Genomic DNA, 27000 nt, shown 5'->3' on the forward strand with positions numbered 1-27000 from the left:
ACACACCAACAATAATTTTATGGAGAAAAAAGAAAAAACGAAATTATCCGTCACAGGCAATCACTGCGTAATTAGTTATTTTTACGTCATCGTGCTCGTCCTGTTGCTGGGAAGCTGTGTCGCAAACAACACTAAAGGAGAGGAATCGGCTGAGCTGATGAGCAAAGCTGTCCCGGTATGGGCAGAAGGCCGCGAAAAAGAGATGAACCTCACCCTGGGATTCCGGGGTACCTTCAACGCAGACCCACACTCAGAGGCCATCCTGCGAGTTGCGGCTTCTACTGTTTACAGGCTCTTCTTCAACGGTGAGTTTGTGGGATCGGGACCGGCCCGTGCCGGGCACGGTTATTTCCGGGTGGACCGGTATGACCTCTCGGAACGCCTGAAAGCGGGAGAAAATATCGTGGCGATCGAGGTAGCCGGGTACAACGTAAACACGTATTACACCACCGACCAGCCCTCCTTTCTACAGGCAGAGGCAACGGTGGATGGCAAGGTGGTGCTGCATACCGGTGAAAACGGCCGTTTTGAGGCCACCGAAATAAGGGAACGCCTGCAGAAAGTAGAGCGCTATAGTTTCCAGCGTCCTTTTACCGAATATTACCGGTTGGAGGAGGGATACGACCAATGGCGTTCGGACAAGACCCGGACCCTGGAAACGGTCAAACTCGTTCCGATGCCCTTAGTAAACCTCTTACCGCGGGGAGTGGACCAACCTGCCTACACTCTGCTGAAACCGGTACAACTCTACTCCAGGGGCACTTTTGCCAGCAAGATACCGGGGCAATACTACAAAGACCGTTCGCTGGTAAATATCAGCGAACAATTCAAGGGCTATCCTGAAACAGCGTTGGAGGCCGTACCGTCACAGCGCATACAGGAGTTGCAGACGGTGACGAAAGAATCGTTGAACACACCTTATGTTGGTTCAACCACGATCGATCTGAAAACGAATGAGTTCTCCATCCTCGACTTCGGCATTAATCAGACCGGATTCATCGGAGCCGTAATTCGTTGTACGGAACCCACCGAGGTGTGGTTTCATTTCGATGAGATGCTGACAGACGATGATGTGATCAGCAAGAAACGGATGGCCGACGTCAACAACCAAGTAGTCTACGAACTTCAGCCGGGAGAATACCGCATCGAGTCGTTCGAACCCTACACCTTTAAATTTCTAAAGATACTGGTTACACAAGGTGACTGTCGGGTAGAAAAAATCTTCCTTAGGGAGTTTGCAGCACCCGAACATCCGGATGCTGCCTTCTCCAGCAGCAACGAAAAATTAAACCGGATCTATGATGCGGCCAAACAGACATACCGGCAAAACGCCCTGGATGTTTTTATGGATTGTCCCTCGCGGGAGCGTGCCGGCTGGCTGTGTGACAGTTACTTTACCGCAATCATGGAGAAAGAATTCACCGGGTATTCAAAAGTAGCCCATAATTTTTACGAGAACTATGCATTGCCGGAGAAATTTGAGTTCCTTCCGGAAGGCATGATCCCGATGTGTTATCCCGCCGATCACAACGACGGCGTATTTATCCCCAACTGGTCACTCTGGTTTATCGTTCAGATTGATGATTATGCCAAACGCGGCGGCGACAGGCAACTGGTCGCTGACCTGAAAACACGGATTACCGATCTGCTGGCATATTTCGAAAAGTTCGAAAACGAAGACGGACTGCTGGAAAAACTGGAAAGCTGGATCTTTGTGGAATGGTCCAAAGCCAACAGCCTCGTACAGGATGTGAACTATCCCACGAACATGCTCTACAGCGCTGCACTCCAAAGTGCGGCGCGTCTCTACGACAATGAAGCGTGGCAAATGAAAGCGGACCATATCCGCAGTCAGATACAGAAACAATCCTTCAATGGCGAGTTTTTTGTGGACAATGCAGTAAGAAAAGACGGGGTTTTACGGGTAACCGACCAGATTACCGAAGTTTGCCAGTACTACGCTTTCTTTTTCAACATCGCAACCCCGGAGAGTTATCCTGCCTTGTGGAAAAAACTGACCGATGAATTCGGGCCGCACCGCAACACCGCCATCACCTATCCCCAGGTGGCCGTTGCCAATGCATTTATCGGTAACTATCTCCGGATGGATATCCTTTCCCGGTACGGACTCCAGTCCCAACTCATCTCCGAAATCGAGGAGTACTTCTTCTATATGGCCGAACGTACCGGAACCCTTTGGGAGAATGTACACAGCCAGGCCAGCTGCAACCACGGATTTGCCTCCTACATCGGCCATGTGCTTTACCGTGACGTACTGGGCATCAGCAACATTGACTATGAGAAGAAGAAAATAGTTCTTCGCTTCACCGATCTCGACCTGGAACAATGCAGCGGTTCGATTCCTGTGGAAGATGAGGTAATCCGGCTCGAATGGAAAAGAGTGGACAACCAAATACAATATCGGTTGGATATACCCGCAGGTTATGAAGTAACGATAGAGAACCGGAGCAAAAACCAGCTTGTCGACCTGGATAAAATCAGCACTTACCGACAAGGATAGGTTCAATCTAAAAAATAATTTTAATCATATGAGAACAAGAAACTTACTTTTAATAGTTATTTTTTTATCAGCCAGTTTTTCAATATTTTCCCAGAAGCAAGGTGCTTTATATCCTATGGAATTAACCACAGAATACCTTGTCGACCCCACAGGATTGGATGTCCGACAACCACGGTTTAGCTGGAAGTTGGCTACTGCAAACCCGCAAGTTTTCGGCCAGGCGCAGACAGCGTACCGCATTTTGGTTAGCTCGACGAAACGGGATCTCGATAAAAACAAGGGCAATATTTGGGATACGGGATGGATCTCTTCAGATAACATGCAGCTTGTTGATTATAAAGGAAAAGAGCTAGAATCTGATCGGAGTTACTTTTGGAAAGTTGCAGTAAAAGACGAAAAGGGTAACCCATCTGCATTCAGTAAATCAGCGTCTTTCACCACCGGGCTGTTCGATGATGCTGAATGGACAGCAAAATGGATCGGCACCACGGAAATCTATGACCCTTCGGCAGGACCCAACAAAATTTCTGATCCGTGGTTCAGAAAATCTTTCGATTTAAAACAAAAACCCTCCAGGGCAACCCTATTTGTAGCATCGGTAGGTTATCACGAAGTGTATGTGAACGGCCAAAAAATAGACGATCACGTGTTGGCACCGGCTGTGACCGACCACACACAGCGCGCCCGATACATTGCCTACGACATCGCTCCGCAGTTAAAACAAGGGAAAAATGTCATCGCGTTGTGGCTGGGAGCATCCTGGGCAATCTACGCACCCTACGCCACTCCCGATAAACCCAGGACACCCATTGTGACAGCCCAAACCGATATTTTCGGAAAGAACGACCAAAAACTGGTGAGGATCATCACCGACGAGTCGTGGAAAACACATCCCAGTCCCAATAAACTCATCGGGAACTGGGGGTTTGGCGTTGGCGGATACGGTGGTGAAATTTGGGATGCCAACAAAGAAATCGACAACTGGAACCTGGCGACCTATAATGATCAGGTATGGAACAAAGCAACGGTTTATACACCGGCACTAAAACTGTCCGCTCAACGCGTGGAAACAAATACCCTGTTCGACGAAATTCAACCCGTAGAGATCGTAAGCCGCCCCGATGGGACATTCCGGGTAGACATGGGGGTAAATTTTGCGGGATGGACGCAGATCAACGTTGACGGAAACCCCGGCGACACGGTTCGTTTCCAATTTTCTGAACGCCAGCAGGACGATATGACCTTTGGGTTATACAACTTATACGTCATCGGCCCTTCCGGGAAAGGCACATTCAAAAACCGGTTTAATTACAGTTCCGGTAGATGGATCACCCTTAAAGGCCTGAAATCAGCCCCGAAGAAGGAAGACATAAAAGGTTGGATGGTTCGTACCAACTTCGCGGATGCTACCTCGTTTGAATGTTCCGATCCGTTGCAAAACTGGATTTACAATACCGTAAACTGGACATTCGAGAATCTGTCTCTCGGCGGGTACGTTGTTGACTGCCCGCAACGTGAACGGTTCGGCTACGGTGGTGACGCCCACGCCACATCCGAAACCGGAATGCTGAATTATCAGCTGGGCGCGTTCTACAACAAATGGCTCGAAGATTGGCGGGATGTACAAGGGACCGAACCGATGGTCGGAAACATGAACGATCCAGACTGGGCGCGCAAGAAGGAAGGCAGCGGCAGAAGACTCGGCGGGGGTATATTGCCCCAGACGGCACCCACCTATCACGGCGGCGGCGGCCCTGCTTGGGGCGGAATTGTGGTTACCCTACCCTGGTTCATGTACCAATACCAGGGTGATGTGCGGGTACTTGAGGAAAATTTCGAGATGATAAAAGGCTGGCTCGCTTTTCTGGACACCCATGTGGAAAATAATCTACTCAAACGATACGGCGGCCGGTGGGATTTTTTGGGCGACTGGCTTTGGCCCGGTGCAACCACACAAGGGATGAACAACTATTCCGACGAAAACCTGTTTTTCAACAACTGTTACTGGATTTACAACTTAAAGACAGGTGCAAAGATAGCCGAAGCAATCGGAAAAACGGCCGAAGCGCAAAAATGGAAACACCAGGCTGAAGTATCGGGCAAAGCCCTTCACGACAAATACTTTCACGCCGATGACCACAATTATTCCGATAAAACCATGCGAAGCCTCTCTGCAGCGTTATACGGAGACATAATGCCGGTGAAACTCCGTCCGTTGGTAATGAAACGGCTCGAAAAAGAAATCCTCGTCAACCGCAACGGCCACATCGATGTGGGAATTACCGGCGGTGCGATGCTTTTCAAGGTATTGCGCGAAGAAGGCCGCGACGACCTCATCTACTCCATGACATCACAAACCACCTATCCCAGCTGGGGGCTGATGCGTGAAAGCGGAGCTTCCACCATGTGGGAAATGTGGGAGAAAGACTTACCCGGCCATTCACTTTTACACAGCTCCTATCTCTATCCCGGCGCATGGTACATAGACGGTGTAGCCGGAATCCGCAGAAGAGACGATTCGCCTGGATTCAGAAAGTTCGATATCCGCGTCCCAAAATTTGCAGAAGAGCACGTTTCATGGGCAAAAGCAGGCTTCAACTCTCCTGCCGGTATGATTCAATCACATTGGAAAAGAGAAAACGGTAAAACGACGCTCTCCGTTACCATTCCACCCAATTGCGCAGCAACCGTTTATTTCCCCGATGAATCCGGTAGGAAAATACGTGAAAGTTCTGGTTTTGCAACCGAAACGGGCAAAAAAAACGGATACGTTCTGTTTGAAATTAATTCGGGAAACTATATCTTTGAGAACTAATAACATATCTAGAACTAATTTTTCTTATGAGACACACCCTTTTATTCACCGTAATTTTACTTTCCGTCCTGTTGGCCGGATGTAAAGAAGGAAAGCTGAATGTAGCTTCCCTGAAAATTGAAATGCAGGAAAATCCGGAAGGATTAAGCACACTTACTCCACGGTTTTCGTGGCAGATTAGTTCCAATTCTCCCGATCTTATCCAACAATCGTATCAGATTCAAGTTGCCCGGTCGGAAGATGATCTGAAAAAAGAAGTAAATCTTTTGTGGGATTCGGGAATCGTCAGCAGCGACGGGTCGGTACTCATTCCTTACCAGGGCCAACCCCTCTCGTCGGGAAGCAAATACTTCTGGCGCGTAAAAATCAACACCAATCAAGGCGACGGCAACTGGAGCAAAGTCAATTATTGGTCGATGGCTCTATTGAATGATTCGGAGTGGCAGGCAAAATGGATTGGTGAGGACTCATTGTCCAATCCCGGTGAGACGGATAAGGACAACACACGCCTGGCCGCACGTTACCTGAGAAAGTCCTTTGAGACGAGAAACAGTACAATCCATCGGGCCGTCCTTTATGTTGCAGGCCTCGGAGCGCATGAAGCTTACCTGAACGGGAATCGGGTTTCGGAAGATGTCTTCGCCCCAACGGTTTCCTGGTATCCCAACCGGGTTTATTACAATACGTACGACGTAACCCCGCTCCTGCAGAAAGACAAAAACCTGCTGGCCGTTAAACTGGGCAACGGCAGGTATTTCGGAATGCGGGGATCACGCAGCCAGATGTTCGGGTTGCCCCGTTTGCTGGCTCAACTCGATATAGAATATGCCGACGGGACCAGGGAGGTGATTGCCAGTGATGAATCCTGGAAAGTTACTTCAAAAGGGCCCATCGTGGCCAACAATGAGTTTGACGGAGAAGAATACGATGCCCGCCTCGAACTGACCGGATGGGAAACAGCCGGCTACGATGATGCCTCGTGGCAACAAGTGGACATAATGACTGCTCCCGAAGGCAAACTCACGGCCCAACCCAACCCGAATATCCGGGTGATGGAAGAGATAAAACCCGTCCGGATCTCCAAGCTTGCCGATGGTAAATTTATCCTCGATATGGGCCAAAACATGGTCGGGTGGCTGAAGATAAACAAGTTGAACGGGAAAAAGGATCAACCCGTGACGATGCGTTTTGCTGAGATACTCAATCCGGACAGCACCATTTACCTGGCAAATATCCGCTCCGCAAAGGTAACGGACATCTACACCCCTGCGAAAGACGGAGCGTTTAGCTGGGAACCTTCCTTTGTTTATCACGGCTTCCGTTTCGTTGAAATATCCGGATTGAATGAACAACCCGAATTATCCAGTTTTACCGGGAAAGTGGTGTACGACAACATGGAGACCACCGGACAGTTCGAAACTTCCAACAACATCATCAACCAGACCTTCAAAAACGCATATTGGGGAATTCGCGGAAACTACCGCGGAATGCCCACCGACTGTCCGCAACGCGATGAACGCCAGGGCTGGCTGGGCGACCGGGCAACCGGATGCTTCGGCGAAGCGTTTGTTTTCGACAACGCCTTGTTGTACAGCAAATGGGCACAGGACATAGAGGATTCTCAAAGTCCGGAAGGAAGTATTTCGGTGGTTTCACCCCGTTACTGGACCATTTACAACGACGACGTAACCTGGCCGGCTGCTTATTTCTATGCAGCAAAAATGCTTTACCACCAATACGGTGATACGGAACCCATCAGAAAACATTATCCCTCCATGAAACGTTATCTGGAGCGTATCCAGCAGGTATCCATGCAAGACTTTATCCTCACAAAAGACACCTACGGCGATTGGTGCATGCCTCCCGAAAAACAGGAGCTGATCCACTCCCAGGATCCTTCGCGCAAGACAGCGGGAGCGATTCTGAGTACAACCATGTATTACAGCCTGCTTAACCTGATGGTTGAGTTTGCAGAATTGACCGGAAATCAGCAGGATATTCAGGGATTTAAAGAGCTGGCAGGCCGGATAAAAGAGGCATACAACACGACGTTCTTCAACACTGACTCGGCAAAATACGACAACAACACGGTAACGGCAAACATGCTGTCACTCCGGCTGGGCCTGGTTCCCGAAGGAAAGGAACAGCAAGTGTTTGAAAATATCGTTCAAAAAACAGAAGTCGATTTTAACGGACACGTCAGTACCGGTGTGCTGGGGATACAGCAGTTGATGCGTGGACTTACACAGTACGGAAACGTGGACCTTGCCTACAAAATTGCGACAAATGAGACCTATCCGAGCTGGGGGTACATGATCAAAAAAGGTGCTACCACCATTTGGGAACTTTGGAACGGGGATACAGCCGACCCGGCAATGAACTCCGCCAATCACGTCATGTTGCTCGGAGATCTCATCATCTGGTATTACGAAGATTTGGCCGGAATTAAAAATTATCCCGGGAGTGTAGCTTACAAAAAGTTGTGGATGGAACCCCGGTTTCCTGAAGGACTTTCACATGTGAAAGCTTCGTACAAATCGGTTTACGGAGAAATCAAGAGCGAATGGACAAAAGAAAACGGGTCGTTTAACTGGAACATCTCTATTCCGGGAAACACTTCCGCTGTGGTGAAATTGCCGAAAGAGCTACAAATCATAAAACCGGGTCAAAATGGCGTAAGAAGCTTTAAGGAAACCGACTCGGGAGTTGAAATAGAATTAGGATCAGGCAACTATACCCTGTCCAACCGGTAACCGGTAGTTTGAATTGAACAAATCGTTAATAAAGGAAATAAACTGACTTTTAGACAGGGGCAACGGCTTTTATTTAAATATTTTCTTACTTTTGTAAGTTGAATATCGAATTATAAGTAAGAATGAAAAGGTTACCCGCTGAAATTACAATAACGGTCACTTTATTTTTAACGATTTGTTCAATTTCGCTTTCTGCTCAGGAGAGTACGACAAAATCCACCAATCAAGCTACGCTTCTGGGAGTGGGCAAATCTTTTCTGACTGACACCTATTTATCTCCTTTAGAGTACAGAGGGTTGACTATGTCTTTGTTGCACGACCGCATCAGTCCCACCAAGCACTTCAACGAAAAGTTACTCCTGCAGCAGCAGTTTCAAATACAACTGGCATTTACCAAAAATCCTTCTGCATCCGCATCGGAATATGCCGGCGAAGTTTCCTACAACGTCAACGCTTTCTATCCCTTTTTCAAAAACGCGAAGTTTAGCCTTCTCGCTGGTGGCGGAGGAGATGCATCACTGGGAGGTATTTATAATGTACGAAACTCCAACAACCCGGGTTCACTGAAAGCTTCCGTGAACCTTGACCTCTCGGCAATGGCAAGCTATAACTGGCGAAGGCTCACTTTTCGCTGGCAGGTAAGCACACCGTTTCTGGGCATGTTCTTCTCTCCCGCATACGGACAATCCTACTACGAGATTTTCTCCCTGGGCAACGGAAAAGGAACGGTAAGGTTTGCCTCGTTCCAGAACCAGTTGGCGTTACGTAACTATTTCACCGTTGATATTCCCCTCAACAACCTGACTATCCGTACCGGATACCTGGGTGATTTTTACAGAACCGATGTAAACGATATTGTTACAAACATTGTTTCGCACCAGTTTATGGTCGGGTTAGCCGTCGAGTCGCTTAATTTTGGCGGGCTGAAGGCAAAAAACAGTAAACTAATAAAAAGCAGCTATTATTGATATGCAATATAATTTCGACGAAATCATCGACCGGTCAACCTCACACAGTGTAAAGCTGAATAAGCTGAAGACGGTTTTCGGGCGCGATGACCTCATCCCCCTCTGGGTGGCCGACATGGATTTTCTATCGCCTCCGGCAATTACCGAAGCGCTGATCGAGAGAACCCGACACGGTATTTTCGGATATACGGTTCCTTACGACGGGTATTTCCTTTCCATCATCAACTGGCTCAAAGACAGACACAGTTATGAAGTTTACCGCAATGAAATCACTTTCGTTCCGGGTGTAGTGAAAGGCTTTGCCTTTGCTATTGATGCGTTTACCAAAAAAAACGACAAGATAATCATTCAGCCGCCGGTTTATCATCCGTTTCGGATTGTTCCCGAAGCGCTTGAAAGACGGGTTGTAAACAATCCTTTGCTTTTGGAGAACGGAAAATACTCTATCGATTTTGAAGGATTAAAGGGAATTATCGCCGAAAACGATTGCAAGATGCTTATCCTCTGCAATCCTCACAATCCTGTAGGAAGAGTATGGAATGAAGATGAACTGATACAACTGGCGGAAATCTGTTATGACAACAACATCCTGGTTGTTTCCGACGAAATTCATTCCGACCTGACCTTGCCCGGGTTCAGGCACCGACCCTTTGCCACGGTGTCGGAAAAGGCAAAAGAGAACAGTATCACGCTGATGGCCCCAAGCAAAACCTTCAACATTGCCGGGATTGTCAGTTCTTTTGCCGTTATCCACAACCCGGAGATAAGGAAGCTGTACTTGAATTACCTGGCTCCCCGGGAACTCGACCAGGCAACTATTTACGCACTGGCTGCTACCGAAGCCGCATACAATTACGGTGAGGAATGGCTGGATCAGGCACTGGCATACATTCAGAAAAATATCGATTTCGTTGAAAATTACCTAAAGGAATACATTCCGCAAATCAACGCAGTGAAGTCTGAAGCTACCTTTCTCGTCTGGCTGGATTGCAGGGCGTTGAACCTTACGCAGCAGGAACTGGTTGACCTGTTTGTCAACAAAGCAAAACTGGCGCTAAACGACGGCACTGTTTTCGGGAAGGAAGGAGAAGGATTTATGCGGTTGAACGTGGGTACACCCCTTTCGAACATCGAGAAAGCACTCGATAATCTGAGAAAAGCGTTAAACAGCTAAAACTATTTCCCCCGCACATTGTTAAAATTTCACACACTTAATCATATAAAAACAAATTCAATGAAAATTTCTGACAGCAAATATGTAACCCTGACATACGATCTAAACGTAGGCGAAGGGGACGAACGTGAACTCATGGAACAGGCCACTCCCGAAAAGCCGCTCGAATTTATTTTCGGCACAAACTCGATGCTGAAAGCTTTCGAAGACAATATCTACGGGCTTTCGGAAGGCGATCCATTTAAGTTTACACTGAGTCCTGAAGAGGCTTACGGTGATTTTGACGAATCAAGGATCATTGACCTCCCCAAAAACATTTTCGAGGTGGACGGAAAGATAGACAATGAAATGCTTTTCGAAGGCAATACATTGCCCATGATGGATACCGATGGAAACCGGCTGATGGGATCGGTTGTCTCCATTACCGGCGACACGGTAACCATGGATTTCAACCATCCCCTGGCAGGCGAAACCATGCATTTTGAAGGGACTGTGCAAGGTGTACGTGACGCCTCTCCCGAAGAGATAGCGGCCCTGTTTTCCGGAAGTGGATGCGGTTGCGGAAGTGGAGGTTGTGGCGGTTGCGATGAGGAAACCGAGTCCGGAGGCTGTGGAAGCGGCGGTTGCGGAAGCGGTTGTAGCTGTTAACCGTTTCGTCCCAAAAAGTAAAAAATCACAGACATGGATAATGCCTGCGATTTTTTTATATACACGTTTATTGTAAGCCCAAGCTTATGATTCTGGCATTAGATCTGGCATTACCCGTTTCGAACCCGACGGTCCAGTTTCTGCTCCTGTTCTCGATTGTCCTGATTGCACCCATTGTTTTCAATCGAATAAAAGTGCCGTCACTTATCGGACTAATCATTGCCGGAGCTGTAATTGGCCCTTTCGGACTGTTTATCATGTCGCGTGACAGCAACATGATCATGCTCGGCAATGCCGGCTTGTTATACATCATGTTCCTGGCAGGCATTGAAATCGACGTTGCCGAGTTTAAAAAAAACAGCTCCAGAAGCTTGGTTTTTGGCCTGCTCACCTTTTCAATTCCTATGACAATAGGTGTTTTTGCCGGATATTACCTGCTCAGCTTAAGCTTGATCTCTTCGGTGCTGCTGGCCAGTATGTTTGCGTCACACACGCTTATTGCCTACCCCATAATCAGTAAGTTAGGAGCCGGGAAGAACAGAGCGGTAACCGTTGCTATCGGCGGGACTATGATTACCGACACGCTGGCATTGTTGGTGCTGGCAGTTATCATCAGCATGAACGAAGGCCAGGTCACAACTGCGTTCTGGGCACAACTGACACTCTCCATCATCGTCTTCACACTGGTGGTTGCTTTTCTTTTTCCCCTTGTAGGCAGGTGGTTTTTCAAAAAATTCCAGGACAGTGCGTCGCAGTTCATTTTCGTGATGGTGATGATCTTTCTGGGAGGTTTCCTGGCAGAACTGGCGGGGATTGAAGCCATCATCGGCGCCTTTCTGGCCGGATTGGCTATGAACAAGCTTATTCCACACATTTCACCGCTGATGAACCGGATCGATTTCGTAGGAAATGCCATTTTCATTCCCATATTTCTGATCAGTGTGGGGATGCTTATCGATTACCGGGCGTTCGTTACCGGATTTGAGACTATCAAGGTAGCCATCGTGATGACGGTTGTGGCCATTTCAGCAAAGTTTCTGGCGGCTTGGGCCACACAGAAAATTTACGGTTATTCCAACGCCGAACGGAAGCTTATTTTCGGCTTGAGCAACGCTCAGGCCGCAGCCACGTTGGCTGCTGTCATGGTAGGACATCGAGTGGGCTTACTCGACGACAACATCCTGAACGGCACCATCGTGATGATTCTCGTTACGTGCACCATCGCTTCGTTTCGTGCACAGAAAGGTGCTATCGACCTCTCTTTTGCCGAAGGTAACCTGGAAGACGAGAACACCTTAACCGAGGAACGGATCCTCATCCCCATCGCCAACAAGGATACGCTGAAAGATTTGGTCGAACTGAGCCTGGTTATTAAATCCAAAACCAACACGCAGGATTTATATGCGCTCAACATCATCAAGAGCACCGGGACAACACCTCAAGCGGAGAAAGAGTCGCTAAAGCTACTGGAAGAAGCCGTCAGGCTGGGTGCAGGTGCCGAAACCGTTATTCAGCCCCTCCGCCGGTACGACATGAATGTGTTGAACGGAATTTTGGGTATTGTAAAAAAATACGCCATCACCGATGTGGTTATGGGTTTGCATGTAAAACAGGAAATATCGGAATCGTTTCTGGGCGACCTTATCGAGGGTATCCTGGAAAAAACACGTTCAACCACCTTTGTTTACAAAGCCATTCAGCCGCTATCGACAATCAAAAAGAGGTTGGTAATCATTCCTCCCAACGCCGATAAGGAAATCGGGTTCCCGTTCTGGCTTTCGAAAATCTGGAACTTGGGCAGAAATACGGGAGCAAAACTCAGTTTTTACGCCACCAATGATATACTTGAAATTTTAAAGCAAATCAACAAAACACATCCCATTGATGTTGATTTTAAAGAATTCAGCGATTGGAACGATTTTTTGGTCTTATCGAAGGAAGTTGGTAAAGATGTGGGATTGATTATCGTGATGAGCCGTTTACGCAAAGCTTCGTACCACGAAACCATGAAACGTGTTCCCGATTACATCAACAAGTATTTCAAGAACACCAACTTCATGCTGCTCTATCCGGTTCAGTCGGCCACTACGGATAATTATCACAACGACATGGCCAACGCCTCACTGCTTGCCTCCATCAGGAATCTCGGCGGATTTGGCGAAGCCCTCCTTTCGACGGTAAAGAAAAGCGACCCGTCTGAGTAACGGATGATCTCAACAAATTGTGCTAATTCATCTTTTTCACGTTAATTAATCGTATTTTTGCAAAAAAGAACTCAATGAATACTTTCGGAAATATTTTCAGGCTTACATCGTTTGGAGAGTCCCACGGTGAAGCCGTGGGGGGAGTTATTGACGGTTGCCCGCCGGGGATCGAGCTGGATTTGGAATTCATCCAAAACGAACTCGACAGGCGACGCCCGGGACAATCGCGCATTACCACACCACGCGTCGAATCGGACAAGGTGGTTTTTCTGTCCGGCATCTTCGAAGGCAAAACAACCGGAACCTCCATCGGTTTTATCATTAAGAATGAAAATCAACACTCGGCCGATTATAACAACCTGAAAGATATTTATCGCCCTTCACACGCCGATTATACCTATTTTCAAAAATACGGCATCCGCGATCACCGCGGCGGTGGCCGGTCATCAGCACGAGAAACCATAGCCCGAGTAGTGGCGGGAGCTGTGGCCAAATTGTACCTGAAGCAGGCCGGTGTATCGGTTACCGCCTACACTTCACAGGTAGGTGAAATTAAACTGGACAACAACTACAAACAATACGACCTTACCACTATCGAAGACACGCCCGTTCGATGCCCCGATACCGAAAAGGCAAATGAGATGATCAACCTTATCAAGGAAGTCCAGTACAAAGGGGATACCATCGGGGGGGTGGTTACCTGCGTTATACAGGGGACACCCGTAGGCCTTGGCGAGCCGGTCTTTGGGAAGCTGCACGCGGCACTGGGCTCGGCCATGCTCAGCATTAACGCCGTGAAAGGATTTGAGTACGGACACGGCTTCGATGTAAGTCGCCGGGGTTCGGAAATGAACGATTCATTTTTCAACGACAACGGGAAAATAAGTACCCGCACCAACTATTCCGGCGGTATCCAGGCGGGTATTTCCAACGGACAGGATATTTATTTCCGGGTGGCCTTCAAACCTGTTTCCACCATTTTAATGGAACAGCAAACCGTGGATGTCCACGGAAACGACACGACCATTAAGGCCCGCGGGCGACATGACGCATGCGTTCTTCCCCGCGCTGTTCCCATCGTTGAGGCGATGGCCGCCATGGTTATTTTGGACTACTACCTGCTGGCTAAAATGTAGTTTCCCTGCCGGCCATTTTTTTTTACAAAGATTATTTGCATCTTTGTAAATGATTGTATCCTGAAACGAAGCCTATCCTAAAATAAAAAAATGATTTTCACAATCCATAACACACAGATAATCAGATTATGCTTATGGGTATTTGGGTAAAAATTACTTTTTTAGACTTTGACAGCCTAAATTACCGATGCTCGTAACATGTTTATATTATGCGATATACAGGAATAGGTTTGGTGGCGTGGGTGGCGCAAGAGAGAAAATGCCTATTTTTGTGGTATGTTCGTGCGCAAGAAGAGAAACCGGAGTGGTTCCACCAGTATTGTAGTTGTAGACAAGAGCGACGGGATCTACCGCGAAGTCAAAAGCTTTGGGGCTTCCTCCGATACTGATGAGATAGACTCATTATATCGTCAGGCATCAGCTTGGGTTTCCAAGTACGGTGGTCAACAGCTTTTAGATTTCGATGAGACCGCAGAAGGCTATCAATGAAACAAGGAACACTATATCCCGTATTGAACGTACAATACAGAATGCACCGCAATCGATTCTGAACAGGATCTATGACAGTATCGGTTTTGGAGCTATAGGTGACGATATCCTGCGCCATCTTGTGGTAGCGCGCGTGTGTCAGCCCTTGAGCAAGGTAGCCACGGTAGAGTACCTGAAGTCGTACTTCGATGAGGACGTTCACCTTCATAATATCTACAGGTACATGGACAGGCTATACTCCAGCCAGCAAGAATTGGTTCACAAGATCAGCGTGGAGCATACACTGAAGATCCTGGGCGGCTGCATCGGTCTCGTGTTCTATGATGTAACGACGCTATATTTTGAATCCGCACCCAAGCCGGACGATGAATTGCGTCAGGCAGGGTTCTCCAAGGGTGGTAAGAGCGCTGAATCGCAGATTGTCCTGGGACTTCTGGTGAGCGAGGATGGATATCCACTGTCTTATTCCATCTTCAACGGCAGTCAGTATGAAGGCAGAACAATGATACCAATCATCGACGACTTCGTCCGACGATTCTCGCTAACGGACTTCATTGTCGTGGCAGACTCCGGATTAATGAGCGAGAGAAATGTGAAGCTCCTGGAATCTGCCGGTTACAAGTATATCCTTGGTGCCCGGATCCGGAGCGAGTCACCAAGAATCAAGGAGTGGATACTTTCCATTGAGAAGAAGGATGGTCATTGTCAATCATGCATGAAGAACGAGACGCAGCGGCTGATTGTCAGTTATTCTGATCCCAGGGCCAGGAAAGATGCCTGGAATAGGGATAAAGGCGTTGCAAGACTACGCACTGCTTTTGTCAAAGGAACGCTGACAAAGGACAGGTTGAATAAACGTGGCTTCAACAAGTTCCTTGATATCAATAAAGACATTACTGTCAGCATCAACGAGGAAAAGATTATAGACGACAGCCGTTGGGACGGATTGAAAGGGTATATTACCAACACGGCGTTACCCGCTACGGAGATAATTTCCCAATATCACGGTCTTTGGGTTGTTGAAAGAGCATTTCGAATTGGTAAGACCTCACTGGAGATGCGTCCGATGTTTCACTTTACAGAGAAACGAATCGAGGCTCACATCTGCATCTGCTTCATTGCCAATAAGGTTTATAAGGAGCTTGAAAGGACTATTCGGAATATCGGCCTCAATATGAGCGTGGATAAGGTGCTGGACATCGCTAAGACGATAACGACACTGAAAATAAGGTTGCCAAACGGTGAACTATACACGCAGACCATCTACACTACATCACAACAGGAGGCAATTAAGCCTCTGATCGAGCCAGATGTCGGATAGGGTGGCGCATTGTCAAAGTCAGGAAAAAGGCAGAAACGCAGAAAATTTTGAGCCAGGGCGGGCATAGAATTTGTTATCGGACATCTGAAAAAAGACTTCCGGATGGAACAGAACTACCTGGGAGGCGAGAAAGGGATACAGATCAACGCTTACATGGCGGCAACTGCCTGGAATTTAAAGAAAATAATAGAAAAGATTAAAAAAGATCTTTTGTTTTTTATTTTTCGATGGCTTCTGCCTAAAGAAAAAATATACTTTTACTCCTTTTTATTCAATAAAATGAATTATTAAGGATTGACTAATTCAATTCAAATAAAATCGGAATACGCGTTCTCCTCCATCTGCATGAAAAATATCCCATACGCCAAACATATTCAGATTATTCACCGAGTCACGATGAGCCTTAAGGTTAACCGCCTCATACAGTGCCTCGGCATATTTTACCTGAATGTAGCTCCCGCTACCTCCCTGCACAGCTAGTTCGGGGTAACCCATAGTTAACACCTCAAAATCGATTAGAATATTGGCTTTTGTGTTGGCAGGAATGGTCAAACTTGATGTCCCGTCCCATTTGCCAATAGGGATATCGGCGTTGTTCACTTTTCTGATTTTAGCAGGATAGGCCAAATGGTTATCCATAAATGGGATGTTTCTTGGAACAAGGTTCCAGGGCGGTTGCTTGTCAAACAATAAGGGTTCAGCAGCAATCCAACCGCTGTCGTCAAATCCTGTTGTTTCCCAACCCCATGGATATTTTTCGGCAAAGATCTCGTCACCGCCGCCACAGGCATAAAACCCATAAAACCACCGTTCTTTAAATAACATCTCATGATAGGAAATCACCCGATACGCAGGATTTTTATAGACTTTCCAGTTACTGTTAGTATTCAATTCACTAAAATTGCTGTTTTCCACACGCAACATAAAAGCCGTTTGTACCGAAATAAATGCCATAGGTTTATCATCGCCTCCATTAAAAACAAGTGCTGCCAGAAGGTTTTCGCCGATATGTAGGAATGGAGCGATATCAATTATATCGTACTTATAAGTCTTAAGATCACCTTTTGCCGGTCCGTAACAAACCCGTTTGCCATTCACAAAAAGATTATACCTGTTATCGGCTGAAACGTGGATAACCATTTTGTCGGGGACTTTATCCAGTTCAAAGCTTTTTCGGAAATGGTATACTCCGTATGCTGTTTGATTGGCAGAAGGGTAGGATACCCAATGCGACGCTGGTTGAGCGAAACTCACCGGGAATAAGGATAAAAACAGGAAACTACATAGAAATATTTGATTTACCTGATTAATCATTATTTTTTTATTTGAGTCCATTTAAATAATCAGTAGCTCGTTAGAATTATATAATTTTATTCCTTACCGGATCCCATTCAACCCTTCTTTTTTCCACATACGATTTATGTGCCATCAATACGGTTATACCTTCTTCATATGCACGTTCGATATTGCTGCTGGTCTCTCCGCCGTTGCGGATACAATCGATCCACTCCTTGAGATGCAGGTGTGTGACATCAATTTCCTTTCCGTTTATTTTGGTGGTGGTGAGGCCTCTTGAGACATAATACTTTTCGGTTGCGGTTGATATAGCATCAATTTCTCCCGATCCTGGACTCACGTGAATCATGGGACTGTTTGCATTGAAAAGTCCGGCTTCAAGTTGTTTTTTATATTTTACAGAGTCGTTGTCTGCTGTAATGGTTAATGTTCCACTTAACTCCATGGATGCGTCGGGTCCCATAAAATAACGTCCCCGCTGTCGGCTGTTAGCAAGGCAACCGCTGTACATTAAAGTCAGCTCTTTATCGGGATATTCAAAAACGGACTGGATTTGATCGGGTATTTCCCGGTTATCCTTCCAAAAATAAATACCGCCGGAGGAAACCGCCGATTTTGGGATTCCAATATTAAGCAACTGGTTTACTGCATCGAATTCATGTGTAAAAAGTTGTCCTAACATCCCGGTGTCGTAATCAAAAAACTTTGTCCAATTATAAAACCGATCAATTGTAAAAGGGACTTTCGGACAGTCACCCAACCATTGTTCCCAGTCAATTGTCTTTAGGCTTCCCGGTTTCGGGTTGCCATATTCGTCCAGGTGTCTGATCCAGGCTCCCTCGGCACTATTTCGGTTTGTAGTGGTCTCAACCAAAGCAATTTTCCCGAGAATTCCTCTTTTGATAATCTCCTTCGCTTGCTGAAAAACAACATTCTTGGTAATCTGGTGGCCAAGCTGGAATACGCGGTCGCTGTTTTTTACCGTATGATATACTTCCTGTAATTCATCTTCGTGTAATGCAATACTTTTTTCACAAAAGACATGTTTTCCTGCCTTTACCGCATCCGTGGTCATGCGGGCATGATGATGGTCGGGTGTGGCAATAACCACTGCATCGATAGAATCATCATCCAACATCTCCCGGTAAGTCCGGTATCGTTTGACCTTTAATCCCGACGGTTTGGCTCCGCCTGCTAAAAGTTCGTTTCCGGCTGTAACCAATCCTCTTTCTGCATTCATATCAAACACATCGCAGATTCCGGTGATTGCCACATTTAAATTTTCCTGTTCCAGCCAGTTTTTTAACCTGCCGCTTTTTGTATAGCTTTCCACTGTTTCGGGATGCATAAACCCGAGTCCGTTGGCAAGTGCATTCGCCCTGTTTCCAAAGCCTATTATTCCAATCCGGATCAGATCACCTTTTGAAACGGCAGGGACTTTTTGTTGGATATGGATGTCTTCAAGTCCCAATTCTTTAATTAACCGGGACTGTTTTTTTTTGTCCCAGCTTATTTTATCAAACAGTTCATATCCGAATAATCCCAAAACCGGTATCCCTGCCAATGCTTTCAATGCACTTCTGCGCGAGAGGATGTTTTTATCTTCATCGGGATGAGGTTTCTCTTTTCTTGTATTCATTTTCTAATTTTTAAACGATTAATAAAGACATCCAGGCCAATAATTGAACCGGTAGGAAAAACGGCCAGAACAAAAAGTGACATGGCTTCAATGAGGGTTTTGTTGACAAGAAGATTATTTCCTTCTGAGGGAATCGTGTATTCTATACCAACGATTGGGGCATTATTGAAGTAATATATGAACAAAAGGATTGCTCCCGAAAATGCGGCAAAACTTGTGAACAATCCCAGGATCAATCCCAATCCGATCGCGATAAGCCCCCATGTATTTAAAAAATCTACCGCATTCAATACATTGTTATTCGAGACAATCCAATTGGAAATTCCAGACATGATCCATTGAGATTCCCCGAGAAAGCCAGCAGCGGACCAGCCGGGATTAAGCAGTTTAGAGACTCCTTCATAAAGTAAGTGCCAGCCAGCGAGAAATCGTAAAATAACCAATGCGCTTAATTGTAGATTTGTAAATGGTTGTACTTTTGCCATTTGGACAATATTATTTATTTAATAAACTTAAAATCAGATAGGTCATCAATCCAATACCGAGTTCGATGGAATCCTCATTGATATCGAACAACGGATTATGCAGCGAGGGATTTTCGGTTCCTTCATATCCCACTCCCAATGCATAGAAACAGGCATCCGTCACCCGGGCATAATAAGCAAAATCCTCGGAAGCCATCCAAACGGGCAGATCTATAATATTCTCCGCTCCCAAATAATCACGCATCAGTTCTTTAATCCTTTTCGTTAATGTAATATCGTTATGAAGCGAGGGGTATCCCTTTCTTATATCGATGACGGATTGGCATCCATATCCTTCCGCGACCGAATGGACTATGGATTCAATTCTTTTACACGCCTCGTTTCTCCACTGCTCGTCCACGGTACGAAAAGTTCCTTCAATCAAAACCTCGTCGGGGATAATATTTATGGATCCGTTCGCCTGGACTTTCCCAAAAGAGAGAACCGACGGGGTGTTGGGGTTATTCAGCCGGCTCACAACCTGCTGCAATGCAAGTATAACTGCCGAAGCTGCCACTATCGGATCGCTGTTTTTATGGGGTTCTGCGCCATGTCCTCCCCTACCTGAAATCTTTATTCTTATCTCATCCATGGATGCCATAAATTCTCCCGGTTTAATACCCACTTTCCCTGTCGGTATGGAGGGCATTACATGCTGTCCGATCATCGCGTTTACTTTGGGGTTATCCAGGGCATTCTCTTGAATGACCCGCATTGCTCCCCCGGGCAATATCTCTTCGGCAGGCTGAAAAATCAGCTTTACTGTCCCGCTGAAGTTATTGTCCAGTTTTGTGAGTATCTCCGCTACTCCTAAAAGTGAAGAAACATGAACATCATGTCCACAGGCATGCATAACGCCATCATTTAAAGATATGTAACTCAGATCTGTTTTTTCTGAAACAGGCAACGCATCCATGTCGGCTCTTGCAGCGACTACCTGATCAGAATCATATCGTCCTTGAATCGTAGCCACAACGCCGGTGCCCACTATAGGCTCCCATGTAATACCCAAGGCATTCAAGGAGTCTTTTATAAATGCCGAGGTGTTATACTCCTGAAAAGATAATTCCGGGTTTTGGTGCAGATATCTTCTTTTAGAAATAATGTCATTTTTTATTTCAGAAGCAAGACGCTTAATATCATCCTTTTTGTTCATAGACGTTTCGTTGTTATCACCTGTCAACCTTTATCGTTGACAATAAACAGCTTTACATATTCATCATCCGTCCACCGCGCATATTGGGAGGTGACACGGTCAAGCTCCTCTGATTGTCCCTTTGACAATTGTTCGCGCGGGTTCAAACACCAGGTACCCTTCATCAACCCCTGCCTTCTTAAAATTTCATGGATTCCGGAGATAGAACCTTTAAAATTGTTGGCCACATCAAAGAGCGCCCCGTTCATGTCGGTAATCTCACCAGCAATTTTAAGTATCTCTTCATGGTTGAGACTGTTCTCTCTCAGTCCCTCTTTGATAAAATGAAACAGTTCGACCGACTTTTTGGTCCAGACCGCGAAATGCCCCAGCAATCCCCCAGCGAATCTTTTTTCAACCAAACGGTTGTCCGCCTTAATTGAATAGGGCGTGATCAAATCGAGAACAATGTTGTCATCATTTCCCGTATATAGCGCGATCTCATTGTTCCTGGGAGAGTTGCACACAGCCCTGATCACATCCAAGGTATAATACCTGTTGAAAGGAGCTGCTTTTATCGCGTATATATGATCGATCTTGCAGAACTCTTCCCAGAAAGAGTAACTGAATACTCTTCCTTCCACGGATGGTTGGAGGTAAAATCCAAAAACGGGTATTACCCGGGCCACAGCCTTTGCGCGGGCGATCAGCTCATCCTCAGAGAGATTATCCAATCCTCCCATGCTTAACAGACCCAGATCATACCCGAGGCTTACAGCGATTTCAGCCTCTTTGACTGCCTGTTGGACCGGCCCGCAGATGCCTGCCACTTTAATAAAGGAAGATCCTGCCCCGGAGCGTGCGATTTCATCAGCAGCAATCGCCAGCACTCTTTCAAAATAACTGTATTCCGGATCCCTTATCTCGAACTGGGTGGTATGCACCCCGATGGCTATTCCATCCACACCACAGGAAATATAATAGCGCGTTAATCTTCTCTGGGACGCTTCATCTATAGTTAAATCCTCGTTTAATGCCAAGGGGTGCGCAGGAATGAATCCGCCCTCTTTTAACCTGGTTAACACCTCTTTTTTTATCGTTTCTGCCATAGCCGCTTCCGTTTAGAATTCACCTTTCCTCTCCTGGAAATGGGTGGGTTTATTTATTGTCTTTCCACCTTCCGCCACCCAGCATCCAATCAGCTCAACCATCTGTTTCAGGCTGACATTCGGATAGCCAAAGAGTTTGAAACATTCGGCGGCATTGCTCAGCAGGGCATCAGATGATTCAATGCCTGAAAATTTTGGGGATTTACCGAATATCTTACCAAATTCATTGGCCAGCCATCTTACGGAAATCATCTCCGGACCGGTCACATTTACTACTCTTGGGGGTGTTGAGCAATGTAGCAGCGCTCTTATGGCGATTTCGTTGGCGTCACCCTGCCAAATAACATTCACGTTCCCCATGCTCAAGTCAATCTCTCCTTCCTCCTTGACGGATTTGGCAATTTCCAATAAAACGCCATACGCTACATCATTCGCATAATTGAGGCGGTAAATAAACATAGGCGTGCTGTTTTTACGGGAAAAATATGCGAAAACGCGCTCTCTTCCCAAACAGGACTGAGCATACTCGCCTACTGGCGAAGCCTGCATATCCTCTGTCATTCCCCCGTTCACGACGGGTGATAAGGGATACACGTTTCCGGAAGAGAAAACGACTATATTAGACTTGTGAAATTTTTCGGCTACTTTCCCGGGCAAATAGGAGTTCATTGTCCAGGTATAAGACTCGTTCCCGGACGTACCGAATTTGTGTCCTGCAAGATAAATTATATTCGGAATCTGGGGCAGTTTATCCAGATCATTGTCGTTTAACAGATCAGCCTTAATTGTCTCTATCCCCTGACTATTTAATCTTTCGAAAACGGAATCTTCGGAGAAGCGGGATACAGCAATAATTTTTTTCTCAATTCCAGCCTCATTGATGGCATCCTGAGCCAGCTTTGCCATTGCCGGGCCCATTTTTCCCCCGGCACCCAGGATAAGGATATCACCCTCTATTTTGGCAATGTCATTGGCCAACCTCCGTGAAGGTTTTAGATAATCGCTTAGCACATCTTCTTTTGTCATATTGAACAGAATGTTATTTCAAAAATAAACAGGTTATCGTTTCAGAAACAGCAAATTATTTTAGGAAAATATCGATGAAATTCACCACAGCCAGCAAAACAATCACAATTAACCCGAGCGCTCCCGATATCTTTAAAAAGGGGTTGATCTTATTTTCACCCATGTACTTTTTATCATTTGCAATGAAGAACATGGTAACGCCGATTAAAGGGACGATAAATATTGTAATACTTTGAGCAAAAACAATTAACTCTAAAGGTGCTCCACCGAATAAGATTGAAATGATTGCACCGACGATCATAACCAATGCGATGTAAACGCGCGTTTTACTTGAGCTGAAGGCTCCCCCGCCGCCAAATGCATCACTTAGAAGCGTGCCGCCCACCGTAGCGTTGCCAACAATGGAAGAGAAGCCTGCAGCAAAGAGCCCTATCAGGAACACCGCGGATGCGTATACCCCGAAGGCAGGCTCTAAAGCCATGGACATATCCGTTGCGGTTTTCACCTCGATACCCTGGGGAAAGAGAATTGCGCCGGCACAAATCATCACTATCGCGCTGAGTAACCCAAGAATAATAATTCCGGTCAGGCTGCTGTTTTTTGATCTGCTTTCAAGTCCCTTCGCCGCTTTTTTACGTTCCTGTACCAGGTAAGAGGTATAAAATGCGCCGACAATTGAGAAACAGGATGCCATAAATGCAATGATTAATCCCATTGATCCTTCCGGTATATGTGGAATAATAAAACCTTTAGCCACTCCTGTGACATTAGGCTTCACTTCAAAGAGAGTGATTAAAAATGCCAGCAACATAAGCCCCACCAGAAACATCATCACCTTCTCGAGGACATTGTAGAATTTTCTAAAAAAAAGGAGCCCGATACCAATACAATTGAACACAATAATCCAAATAACATTGCTTGTACCGGTCAATTCACCTATTGCAATACCCACACCCACGGAATTACCTGCCTGAAATGAGGTGCAAACTAAAAAAATCGCGATTCCTATCAGCATAGAGAATCCTTTTCCCCATCTTTCCCCTATCATGGCCAATAGCGTTTTTTCTGAAGCGATCCCGATCCGTTCGGCAATCACAGTATAGACTGCCATGAAAAAGATCGCCACAGCGATAACCCACAATAGTCCATATTCATGGTTTGCGCCAATTTTTGAAGTGATGGTAAGTTTACTGGGCCCAAAAACAAGAGCGGCAACGATCAGCCCAGGACCGATACCATGAATCCAGCTGTTTTTTTCATTGGTTGCGGACATAACACAAAGATGCATTTATCAATAACTTCATGTTACAGAATAGAGAATAGTAACTTTTTCTAATACACTTGCATTCCAATTTCGAATGATACATTAAATATCCTTTAAAATAAGTTGTTCCGTTCAATGATGACATTTGATTTTAATGTGTTGACTTCCAGTTCACCCTGTCTCTGTTTATTGCGTATGGATGGTTGTAGATCTGTTGAATAGTAAGCTCTGTGTTTTCTTTTGTCAGGTGGGTCCACCAACACAAAAACCATACAATCTCAGGGCGTTCGTTCTTCATCCACTCCATCTCGGGTAACCATCCCACTTCTGTCAATGCGATAATTTTGTTTTTGCTTAATTTCTTCATTTCGTCCAGTTCATTTTTCAACGTTTCATCGCTGTCCCAATTTCGCACATCTCTCGGATACCCGTCAAAACCAACAATGTCAACATAGTCATCACCGGGATAATACTCAACTATCGGGTTAGAAATGTTTGGCGACCATACCCAGATCAGGTTGTTCAGTCCATGATGAATTGTATATCTATCATACATTAATTTCCATAATCTTTTAAAATCCTGTTTAGCTCCCCACCAAAACCAACCTCCGTTCATTTCGTGATAAGGTCGCCACAAAACAACTACACCTGAGTCTCTTAGTGTTTTCAGATAAGTTGCGATAGTATCAATATGGGCAATATATTTGTCATGGATTACCGTTTTCTCCTGCAAAAGTTCTCGGAAACGTTCCTTTGTCATTGCTACCTGAGTATCGCTGAATTCTCCTTCATTTGCCGATCCATCCCATTTGTCTGGGCTAACCTGATGCCACGATATGGTAACCAATCCTCCCAGTTTCCACTGTTCAATGGCTGCGTTTGTAATATTCATTCGCTTTTTGAAAGCTTCTTTGCCGTAACTGAAATCTTGACCCAGTAAAGCCGGATATTTGCCAGTAATCCCGAATACCTTGTTTGTCCATTTAGTCACACTGTCAGCCAAATTCTGTTGTCCGGTCAAAACACCATTTCCCTTCAGATCAATAATGTATTTCAATACTTTTTTTACATCCTGAGTGGCTGCAGGATTGACAGGCTCAGTTGAAAATGCAACTGAAGAAATAAAGATGAACAAAATGAAAAAATAAGTCCTTTGCATATTGAATGTTTATGAATATTATATGACTGTTTTGTTAATCAGTGATTAGGCCGATTCACCCGATTATATTCATAATCGGATAATGTGGTGAGAAAAATTACGGTGATTAAATTTTCATTATGGGAAAGAGTTGATAAATACAACTCTTTCCTCAATGAAAATGTACAATGGGCGATTTGAAAACGCTGTCTGAGATACTGATGATCTATTTCTCCATCTGTAAAACAGATATAACAGAAATGAATCAACCTAGACCGGACAAATTTGTTTTATCGTCTTCAAAACATCATTGGTTGAAACCATATGTTCACAATGACTTTAGTATCCGGGGTTTTGAGTCAGATTCTGATTCAAGTCAATGTCCCGCTGCATGATTGGCAACAAATATTGGTTGTCATTAAAATTAGGATGAGGTTCCAGGGAGTTGGGCCCTTTGAAAACATCATCTCCCATTTTCCGACGCTTGATATCCCACCAGCGTTTAAATTCAAAGCTGAGTTCGAGCCTCCTTTCCTCCAGGACAAGGGTCCTGAAATCATCTTTGGAAATTCCGGTATTCACGTCTGCAGGAAAATCGGTTGCTTTTCCTGCCCAGTTCCGTGCTCTGGCACGCACTTGGTTTACATATCCCTGTGCTTCTGCAGTAGGGCCGCTTACCTCATTCAATGCTTCTGCTGCTGTGAGTAAAACCTCTGCAAATCGGTAGATGGCGTAATTATTTTCAGTATCAGTAACCAGGTCACGCGGAACTCCCATTCGCCGCCAGTATTTGGCAATATGCGGGCGTTGTGTACCCTGAAACTTAGTATATGGCACAAGCAGGCCATTATAATGTGCGCTATCGGCAAGAGCCACTTTTTTTCGATAGTCTCTGCTATCCCAGGTGGAATAAACTGCCAACGAAGGGACAGCAACATCAAAGCCTGCGACTTCATCACTACCTGACATTCCCGTAAATGCGGCGTGACTATCATAATCGTAAGGCCATGCTGATCCTCTTTTGTATTCAATAGCAAAAATATGTTCCGGCATACCGTCTTGTTTGCCCGAATCAAAAAGATCTTGATAATCTGCTTCTAGTGAATAGTTTAGACTTCCTGCATTGTCAATTACCCATTTTGCATGATTGTAAGCTTCTTGCCAGTTCCCTATAGTCAGATATACATCAGCCAACATGGTATATGCAGTACCTCTTGATGGCCTGCTACGGATATCATCCAATGGATGTCCCATGGGGAGATTTTCTTTGGCGTAGTTTAGATCACCAATAATATTTTGATAGACAGTTGACTCCGACGTTCTGGAAATAGTCGCTACAGCTTCCGGATCTCTTACGGGTTCATCTATATAAGGGATGTCTCCAAAAAGGCGTACAAGATTAAAATAGGTAAAAGCCCGTACAAATTTTGCTTCCCCAATAAGGGCTTTTATGCCGTCTGTAGGTTCGAGCGCCTCCGCACCATCGATCGCTGTATTAACTGCATCTATAGATTGGTATGCCATTGGCCAGAATGTCCCTATCATAGCATTTGTAGAGTTTGCATTGAAGTCGTTGATTTGAATTCTTGCCGCTACTGTTGAACGATTCCCAATATCAACCATGTCACTGCGCAGCATAATCGCTGCTGCCATTTCTCTTCCCCAATAATTATCCGAGGCAATTTTTCCGTATGCTCCGTAGATTGCCGTCTGCACATCTTTCTCAGATTTGATAAACCCATCAGGAATCAGTCTTCCAACCGGATTTTCCACTAAATCAGTACAACCCAACACGAAAAGTGTTAATAGTGGTAATATATATAATTTTGATAATTTCATT

Annotated in this window: 18 protein-coding genes and 1 pseudogene; 10 read left to right on the plus strand and 9 right to left on the minus strand. The window is 45.7% G+C overall.

Going from position 1 to position 27000, the window contains the following annotated elements:
- Nucleotides 1–19: 19 nt before the first annotated feature.
- The 10 genes and pseudogenes from KCV26_00385 (at nucleotide 20) to KCV26_00430 (ending at nucleotide 16320) form a co-directional block, all read left to right on the plus strand.
- Complete coding sequence (locus KCV26_00385) at nucleotides 20–2521, plus strand: hypothetical protein (protein ID WZX36884.1); 2502 nt, start codon at nucleotides 20–22, stop codon at nucleotides 2519–2521.
- A gap of 28 nt (nucleotides 2522–2549) precedes the next feature.
- Complete coding sequence (locus KCV26_00390) at nucleotides 2550–5336, plus strand: family 78 glycoside hydrolase catalytic domain (GenBank protein WZX36885.1); 2787 nt, start codon at nucleotides 2550–2552, stop codon at nucleotides 5334–5336.
- A gap of 26 nt (nucleotides 5337–5362) precedes the next feature.
- Nucleotides 5363–8089: a family 78 glycoside hydrolase catalytic domain gene (locus tag KCV26_00395; GenBank protein WZX36886.1), complete on the plus strand. Its 2727-nt coding sequence runs from the start codon at nucleotides 5363–5365 to the stop codon at nucleotides 8087–8089.
- A gap of 122 nt (nucleotides 8090–8211) precedes the next feature.
- Entirely contained in the window at nucleotides 8212–9057 is an 846-nt protein-coding gene (locus tag KCV26_00400) for a DUF3316 domain-containing protein (protein ID WZX36887.1), read from the plus strand.
- Nucleotide 9058: 1 nt separating this feature from the next.
- Nucleotides 9059–10231, plus strand: a complete 1173-nt coding sequence (locus KCV26_00405) for a PatB family C-S lyase (protein ID WZX36888.1) — start codon at nucleotides 9059–9061, stop codon at nucleotides 10229–10231.
- Between the two features lie 60 nt (nucleotides 10232–10291).
- Complete coding sequence (locus KCV26_00410; GenBank protein ID WZX36889.1) at nucleotides 10292–10879, plus strand: FKBP-type peptidyl-prolyl cis-trans isomerase; 588 nt, start codon at nucleotides 10292–10294, stop codon at nucleotides 10877–10879.
- Nucleotides 10880–10965: 86 nt separating this feature from the next.
- Nucleotides 10966–13083 carry a cation:proton antiporter gene (locus tag KCV26_00415; GenBank protein ID WZX36890.1) on the plus strand — a complete coding sequence of 706 codons (2118 nt, stop codon included), beginning with the start codon at nucleotides 10966–10968 and terminating at the stop codon, nucleotides 13081–13083.
- A gap of 74 nt (nucleotides 13084–13157) precedes the next feature.
- Nucleotides 13158–14219, plus strand: a complete 1062-nt coding sequence (gene aroC, locus KCV26_00420; GenBank protein ID WZX36891.1) for a chorismate synthase — start codon at nucleotides 13158–13160, stop codon at nucleotides 14217–14219.
- A 502-nt stretch (nucleotides 14220–14721) separates the two neighbouring features.
- Entirely contained in the window at nucleotides 14722–16029 is a 1308-nt protein-coding gene (locus KCV26_00425; protein WZX38285.1) for an IS1634 family transposase, read from the plus strand.
- Between the two features lie 6 nt (nucleotides 16030–16035).
- Nucleotides 16036–16320 (plus strand): annotated as a pseudogene (locus KCV26_00430) (IS5/IS1182 family transposase).
- A 12-nt stretch (nucleotides 16321–16332) separates the two neighbouring features.
- Here the strand turns inward: KCV26_00430 and KCV26_00435 are convergent.
- The 9 genes from KCV26_00435 to KCV26_00475 all read right to left on the minus strand — a co-directional run bounded on the left by KCV26_00435 (nucleotide 16333) and on the right by KCV26_00475 (nucleotide 26999).
- Nucleotides 16333–17343, minus strand: a complete 1011-nt coding sequence (locus KCV26_00435) for an alpha-L-rhamnosidase N-terminal domain-containing protein (GenBank protein ID WZX36892.1) — start codon at nucleotides 17341–17343, stop codon at nucleotides 16333–16335.
- Between the two features lie 46 nt (nucleotides 17344–17389).
- Nucleotides 17390–18964: a Gfo/Idh/MocA family oxidoreductase gene (locus KCV26_00440; GenBank protein ID WZX36893.1), complete on the minus strand. Its 1575-nt coding sequence runs from the start codon at nucleotides 18962–18964 to the stop codon at nucleotides 17390–17392.
- Nucleotides 18961–19449 carry a DoxX family membrane protein gene (locus tag KCV26_00445; GenBank protein ID WZX36894.1) on the minus strand — a complete coding sequence of 163 codons (489 nt, stop codon included), beginning with the start codon at nucleotides 19447–19449 and terminating at the stop codon, nucleotides 18961–18963. Before KCV26_00445 ends, KCV26_00440 begins: the two co-directional genes overlap by 4 nt.
- A gap of 10 nt (nucleotides 19450–19459) precedes the next feature.
- On the minus strand, nucleotides 19460–20644 hold the full coding sequence (locus KCV26_00450) for an amidohydrolase (protein WZX36895.1): 1185 nt from the start codon (nucleotides 20642–20644) through the stop codon (nucleotides 19460–19462).
- Between the two features lie 23 nt (nucleotides 20645–20667).
- The gene (locus tag KCV26_00455; GenBank protein ID WZX36896.1) at nucleotides 20668–21732 is read right to left on the minus strand and encodes a dihydrodipicolinate synthase family protein; all 1065 of its coding nucleotides are present in this window, start codon (nucleotides 21730–21732) and stop codon (nucleotides 20668–20670) included.
- 12 nt (nucleotides 21733–21744) lie between these two features.
- A complete protein-coding gene (locus tag KCV26_00460; GenBank protein ID WZX36897.1) occupies nucleotides 21745–22758 on the minus strand; it encodes an NAD(P)-dependent oxidoreductase in 1014 nt (337 codons plus the stop codon).
- 55 nt (nucleotides 22759–22813) lie between these two features.
- A complete protein-coding gene (locus tag KCV26_00465) occupies nucleotides 22814–24031 on the minus strand; it encodes an Nramp family divalent metal transporter (protein WZX36898.1) in 1218 nt (405 codons plus the stop codon).
- Nucleotides 24032–24173: 142 nt separating this feature from the next.
- The gene (locus KCV26_00470) at nucleotides 24174–25181 is read right to left on the minus strand and encodes a hypothetical protein (protein WZX36899.1); all 1008 of its coding nucleotides are present in this window, start codon (nucleotides 25179–25181) and stop codon (nucleotides 24174–24176) included.
- A 318-nt stretch (nucleotides 25182–25499) separates the two neighbouring features.
- The gene (locus tag KCV26_00475; GenBank protein WZX36900.1) at nucleotides 25500–26999 is read right to left on the minus strand and encodes a RagB/SusD family nutrient uptake outer membrane protein; all 1500 of its coding nucleotides are present in this window, start codon (nucleotides 26997–26999) and stop codon (nucleotides 25500–25502) included.
- Between the last annotated feature and the right edge of the window lies 1 nt (nucleotide 27000).

The sequence above is a fragment of the Petrimonas sulfuriphila genome, from assembly GCA_038561985.1.
GTDB lineage: Bacteria > Bacteroidota > Bacteroidia > Bacteroidales > Dysgonomonadaceae > Petrimonas > Petrimonas sulfuriphila.

Coding starts and splice junctions, on each gene's coding strand:
- KCV26_00435 (WZX36892.1), bottom strand. CDS start 17,343: ATGATTAATCAGGTAAATCAAATATTTCTATGTAGTTTCCTGTTTTTA.
- KCV26_00390 (WZX36885.1), top strand. CDS start 2,550: ATGAGAACAAGAAACTTACTTTTAATAGTTATTTTTTTATCAGCCAGT.
- aroC (WZX36891.1), top strand. CDS start 13,158: ATGAATACTTTCGGAAATATTTTCAGGCTTACATCGTTTGGAGAGTCC.
- KCV26_00475 (WZX36900.1), bottom strand. CDS start 26,999: ATGAAATTATCAAAATTATATATATTACCACTATTAACACTTTTCGTG.
- KCV26_00395 (WZX36886.1), top strand. CDS start 5,363: ATGAGACACACCCTTTTATTCACCGTAATTTTACTTTCCGTCCTGTTG.
- KCV26_00400 (WZX36887.1), top strand. CDS start 8,212: ATGAAAAGGTTACCCGCTGAAATTACAATAACGGTCACTTTATTTTTA.
- KCV26_00385 (WZX36884.1), top strand. CDS start 20: ATGGAGAAAAAAGAAAAAACGAAATTATCCGTCACAGGCAATCACTGC.
- KCV26_00455 (WZX36896.1), bottom strand. CDS start 21,732: ATGGCAGAAACGATAAAAAAAGAGGTGTTAACCAGGTTAAAAGAGGGC.
- KCV26_00410 (WZX36889.1), top strand. CDS start 10,292: ATGAAAATTTCTGACAGCAAATATGTAACCCTGACATACGATCTAAAC.
- KCV26_00405 (WZX36888.1), top strand. CDS start 9,059: ATGCAATATAATTTCGACGAAATCATCGACCGGTCAACCTCACACAGT.
- KCV26_00445 (WZX36894.1), bottom strand. CDS start 19,449: ATGGCAAAAGTACAACCATTTACAAATCTACAATTAAGCGCATTGGTT.
- KCV26_00465 (WZX36898.1), bottom strand. CDS start 24,031: ATGTCCGCAACCAATGAAAAAAACAGCTGGATTCATGGTATCGGTCCT.
- KCV26_00470 (WZX36899.1), bottom strand. CDS start 25,181: ATGCAAAGGACTTATTTTTTCATTTTGTTCATCTTTATTTCTTCAGTT.
- KCV26_00450 (WZX36895.1), bottom strand. CDS start 20,644: ATGAACAAAAAGGATGATATTAAGCGTCTTGCTTCTGAAATAAAAAAT.
- KCV26_00440 (WZX36893.1), bottom strand. CDS start 18,964: ATGAATACAAGAAAAGAGAAACCTCATCCCGATGAAGATAAAAACATC.
- KCV26_00415 (WZX36890.1), top strand. CDS start 10,966: ATGATTCTGGCATTAGATCTGGCATTACCCGTTTCGAACCCGACGGTC.
- KCV26_00460 (WZX36897.1), bottom strand. CDS start 22,758: ATGACAAAAGAAGATGTGCTAAGCGATTATCTAAAACCTTCACGGAGG.